We start from the raw sequence: 4,634 nt of genomic DNA, 5'->3' as shown, positions 1-4,634 counted from the left end.
GCCGGTCCGTGGCCGGTGGCCGGCGGTCCGTCGGGGCGCGGTCCGCCGCTGACCGGCGCGCTGGGCGTCGGTCCGGAGAACGGTGCCGCGCTGCCCGTACCGTGCGGCGCGGCGTCCGAAGTGGTCGGCGGCGGCGAAACGTGGGCAGAAGCGGAGAAGTGTCCCGCCGCCGTAGATCCCGTGCGGGGTGGGATGTTCGGCCAGGGCTGTGCTCCGCCGCCATCCGGACCGGGCGCGGGCCGCGGCTGGGGGATCTGGGGCTGGGGCGGTTGCTGGTGGTACATCGGTGGTGCGGGCGGTGGCGTCACCACGCGGTCCGTCGGCCGGTAGACGCTCGGGTCGCCCTGTTGCGGGGCAGGCACCGGCGGGGTGGTCACCGGCGGGGCCGGCGGGAGCGGGAAAGCCTGCGGTGCGTCCCGGGGCACCGGCTTGCCACCGTGCACCGGAGCGTTCAACTCCTCCGGCGGCCAGAACGGCTCGACGTCCCGGTCGGGTTGCGTGCCGTTCGTACCCGGGACGTAGACGCGGTCGGCGTTCTCGTCCTCCACGGATGCGACCTCCCCGTATTTCCAAAGATTCGTACCTGAGTGCTAGTTCAGACTCGCACAAAGGGTCATCCCGCGTACACCGCCCAGGCGCCGGGCTCGGTCCACCACGAGCGTTTGCGGTTCATCGTCCCGGCCACGCCGTCGTCGAGGAACTGCAGCTCGCCGTCGCGGGGTAGGACCGACACGGCTCGGCCCCGGGCGCGGCGCACCTCTACGCGTACCCTCGGCTTTTTGAAGAGCTGCTTGACCAGCACCGGGACCGCCACCGCGACCTCGACCCGGCCGTCGGTCGGGTCCGGCGTGCCGAGCAGCGGCAGGCCGTCGAACTCGGCGTAGGCGCCCGCGTTGCCGATCGCGCAGGCGATGATCTGGTCGGTGCCGTCGGAGAGCACAGCGTCATCAACCTCGATGCGACCTCGCCACGGCACCGCCTTTCCGGCGTCGTCGGCGCCGCCGACCAGCGCGCCGTCCACCGTCACCGAGCCGCCGTCGTTGCGCAACAGATCAAGGCGGCGGACCGTGCCACCGAGCACCGCGGCGGCGACCGCGGCCGGGTCGCGGGGCAGGCCCAGCTGGGCGGCGAGGTCGGTGCTGTTGGCCGGGTCGAGCGGCAGAATCGCCACCGGCGGCAGGTCCGGCACAGTGCGGCTCTCGTCGAGGTCGGCCGGGCGTTTGCTCGGCGGCGGCGCGTACCGCCGGACCAGCCGGCGCATCACCGCCCTGAGCTGGCCGTCCGTCGCCGTCGCGACGACCAGCCGCAGCTTGCTCTCCGGGTCGGGCCAGGCGAGGCCGTCCGGCCGCGCCGGCGCGTCGAAGCGGGCGATCACCGCGTCGATCTCCGCATCCGAGGATGCGGTCACGGTCTCGACCCGCGCGCCGGCCGCGGTGAGGGCATCCACGCACTTCAGCACCGGTACGCGCGGAGTGTCGCAAACCTCCTGCTCGGCGGAGCCGCAGCCCCCGCACGCCGAACCGCAGGCACCCGCGGCCGAACCGCCACCCTCGGCCAGGCTGAGCACGATGACGTCGTACACGGCTCAGGCCTCGCTCAGCACCGAGTGCCGCTCGATGACTTCCTCGCGGCCCGGGCCGACGCCGACCACGGAGATCCGCGCGCCGATCCGTTCCTCGACGAACTCGACGAAGCGCTGGGCGTTGTCGGGCAGCTCGGCGAAGCTGCGGGCGCCGCTGATGTCCTTCTTCCAGCCGGGCAGCGTCTCGTAGATCGGGGTGGCGTGGTGGAAGTCGCTCTGGCTGTACGGCATCTCGTCGTGCCGCACCCCGTTCACCTCGTACGCCACGCAGACCGGGATCTCGTCCAGCCCGTCGTAATTGTCCAGTTTGGTCAGGGCGAAGTCGGTCACGCCGTTGATCCGCTGGGCGTAGCGGCCCATCACCAGGTCGAGCCAGCCGATGCGGCGGGGGCGGCCGGTCGTGGTGCCGTACTCGTGACCGACCTTACGCAGATAGTCGCCGACCTCGTCGTGCAGCTCGGTGGGGAACGGACCCTCACCGACCCGGCTGGTGAACGCCTTGAGCACCGCGACGACCCGGTCGACCCGGGTGGGCGGGATGCCGGAGCCGGTGCAGGCGCCGCCGGCGGTCGCGTTGGAGCTGGTGACGAACGGGTACGTGCCGTGGTCGACGTCCAGCAGGGTGGCCTGGCCGGCCTCGCAGAGCACGACCTTGCCGTTGTCCAGCGCCTGGGAGAGCTCCAGCGCGGTGTCGGCGACCATCGGGCGCAGCCGCTCGGTGTAGGAGAGCAGCTCGGCGATGACCTCGTCGGGCTTGATCGCGCTGCGGTTGTAGATCTTCGAGAGCACCTGGTTCTTGAAGCTCAGGGCGGCTTCGACCTTCTGGCGCAGGATCGACTCGTCGAAGAGGTCCTGGATGCGGACGCCGAGCCTGTTCATCTTGTCGGCGTACGTCGGGCCGATGCCGCGGCCGGTGGTGCCGATCCGCCGGGCGCCCAGGTAGCGCTCGCTGACCTTGTCCAGCGTCCGGTTGTACGACGCGATGACGTGGGCGTTCGCGCTGATCCGCAGGCGGGAGGTGTCGATGCCGCGCGCCTCCAGGCCGTCGATCTCCTCGAACAGCACCGCCAGGTCGACCACCACGCCGTTGCCGATCACCGGGGTGACGCCGGGGGTGAGGATGCCGCTGGGCAGCAGGTGCAGGGCGTATTTCTCGCCCTTGATCACGACGGTGTGGCCGGCGTTGTTACCGCCGTTGAACTTGACCACGTAGTCGATCCGGTCGCCCAGGAGGTCCGTGGCCTTGCCCTTGCCCTCGTCGCCCCACTGGGCGCCGACCAACACGATCACCGGCACTTGACTGACGCCTTCCGTTGACACACGTCGTACGCGGAGAGGCCCGGGTACTGCCGAAGTTTACGCGACGCGGCGATCCGCCGCCCGCCGGTTATCCACAGCGTTGTCCACAGGACGATATCGGTGCTTTGTGGACTTGTGGACGAGCGCGCGGGAGATCAACCCTGGCCCGTAGGATCTGCGGCGTGCGTGTACTTCTGATCGGATCCGGCGGCCGCGAGCACGCCCTTGCCGTCGGCCTCGCCGCGGACCCCTCGGTGGAGCGACTGATCGCTGCCCCCGGCAACCCCGGCATCGCCGCGGTCGCCGAGCTGCGTGACGTCACCGCCACCGACCCGGCCGCGGTGGCCGCCCTCGCTGTCGAGGTCGCCGCCGACCTGGTGGTGATCGGTCCCGAGGCGCCGCTGGTGGCCGGCGTGGCCGATGCCGTGCGAGCCAAGGGCATCGCCTGCTTCGGCCCGAGCGGGGCGGCGGCCCGGTTGGAGGGCTCGAAGGCGTTCGCCAAGGACGTGATGGCCGCCGCGGGCGTGCCCACCGGCCGGTCCTACGAGTGCACCACCGATGCCGAGGTGGCGGCCGCGCTCGACGACTTCGGCCCGCCGTACGTGGTGAAGAACGACGGTCTCGCCGCAGGCAAGGGTGTGGTGGTGACCGACGACCGCACCGTCGCCGAGGAGCACGCGCGCGACTGCGGCCGGGTGGTCATCGAAGAGTTCCTCGACGGGCCCGAGGTGTCGCTGTTCGTGGTGACCGACGGCACAGCCGCGGTGCCGCTGATGCCGGCCCAGGACTTCAAGCGCGCCCTCGACGGCGACGCCGGGCCGAACACGGGCGGCATGGGGGCTTACGCGCCGCTGTCCTGGGCGCCGGACGACCTCGTCGAGCGGGTGATGGCCGAGACCGTCATGCCGACGCTGGCCGAGATGCGGGAGCGGGGCACGCCGTTCGCCGGGCTGCTCTACGTGGGGCTGGCGCTGACCGGCAAAGGCCCGAAGGTCATCGAGTTCAACGCGCGCTTCGGCGACCCGGAGACGCAGGTGGTGCTGGCTCTGCTGGCGACGCCGCTGGGCGAGTTGCTGCACGCGGCGGCGACGAGCATGCTGGCTGACTTCCCGGCGCTGCGCTGGCACGAAGGCGCGGCGGTGACGGTCGTCGTGGCCAGCCACAACTACCCCGGCACGCCGCGCACCGGCGACGTGATCACCGGCGGCGAGCAGCCGGGTGTGATCCACGCGGGCACGGCCCGCCGGGAGGACGGTGCGCTGGTGTCGGCCGGTGGGCGGGTGCTCAGCGCGACCGCTACCGGGGCCGATCTGGCTGCGGCCCGGGCGGCGGCTTATGCGCTGGTGGAGGGCATCACGCTGGAGGGCTCCCACCACCGGACGGATATCGCCCTGGGCGCCGTCGAAGGCCGCATCACCGCCTGACCCGGCGGCGCCGGAGCCCCGATCTGGGGGATATCCCCCAGCGGAAGACGGCCGTCAGCCGGGTCCTTTCCGGCCCGCCAGCTGCATAGCGTGACTTTCCGTAGGCACCGACTACGGAAGGAGTCCGGATGATCGAGGCCCGGAATCTCACCAGGCGATACGGCCGGACGCTCGCCGTCGACGCGCTCAGCTTCGACGTACGGCCGGGCAGTGTCACCGGTTTCCTCGGCCCCAACGGGTCGGGCAAGTCCACCACGATGCGGTTGATCCTCGGGCTGGACCGGCCCGACGCCGGTCAGGCGCGGTAGCGGCGGCCGCCGATCCGCGCC

The 4,634-nt window shown here is 71.9% G+C and carries 3 protein-coding genes and 2 pseudogenes; 2 read left to right on the top strand and 3 right to left on the bottom strand.

Features of this window, described 5'->3' with window-relative positions; translation table 11 throughout:
* The 3 genes and pseudogenes from AB0C29_RS34530 to AB0C29_RS34520 form a co-directional block, all read right to left on the bottom strand.
* Positions 1–548 (bottom strand): annotated as a pseudogene (locus tag AB0C29_RS34530) (hypothetical protein); the annotation flags it as partial.
* 65 nt (positions 549–613) lie between these two features.
* Positions 614–1,582: a hypothetical protein gene (locus AB0C29_RS34525; protein ID WP_360829324.1), complete on the bottom strand. Its 969-nt coding sequence runs from the start codon at positions 1,580–1,582 to the stop codon at positions 614–616.
* A gap of 3 nt (positions 1,583–1,585) precedes the next feature.
* On the bottom strand, positions 1,586–2,878 hold the full coding sequence (locus tag AB0C29_RS34520; RefSeq protein ID WP_360829321.1) for an adenylosuccinate synthase: 1,293 nt from the start codon (positions 2,876–2,878) through the stop codon (positions 1,586–1,588).
* Positions 2,879–3,063: 185 nt separating this feature from the next.
* On the opposite strand from AB0C29_RS34520, the gene purD reads away from it, so the two are divergent.
* Together purD and AB0C29_RS34510 are read left to right on the top strand one after the other, a co-directional pair.
* On the top strand, positions 3,064–4,305 hold the full coding sequence (purD, locus tag AB0C29_RS34515) for a phosphoribosylamine--glycine ligase (protein WP_360829318.1): 1,242 nt from the start codon (positions 3,064–3,066) through the stop codon (positions 4,303–4,305).
* Positions 4,306–4,433: 128 nt separating this feature from the next.
* Positions 4,434–4,607: pseudogene (locus tag AB0C29_RS34510) on the top strand (ATP-binding cassette domain-containing protein); the annotation flags it as partial.
* Positions 4,608–4,634: the final 27 nt, after the last annotated feature.

This window comes from Actinoplanes sp. NPDC048791 (assembly GCF_040650095.1).
In the GTDB taxonomy this organism is placed as follows: Bacteria; Actinomycetota; Actinomycetes; order Mycobacteriales; family Micromonosporaceae; genus Actinoplanes.
This window is presented reverse-complemented; position numbering and strand designations above follow the sequence as displayed.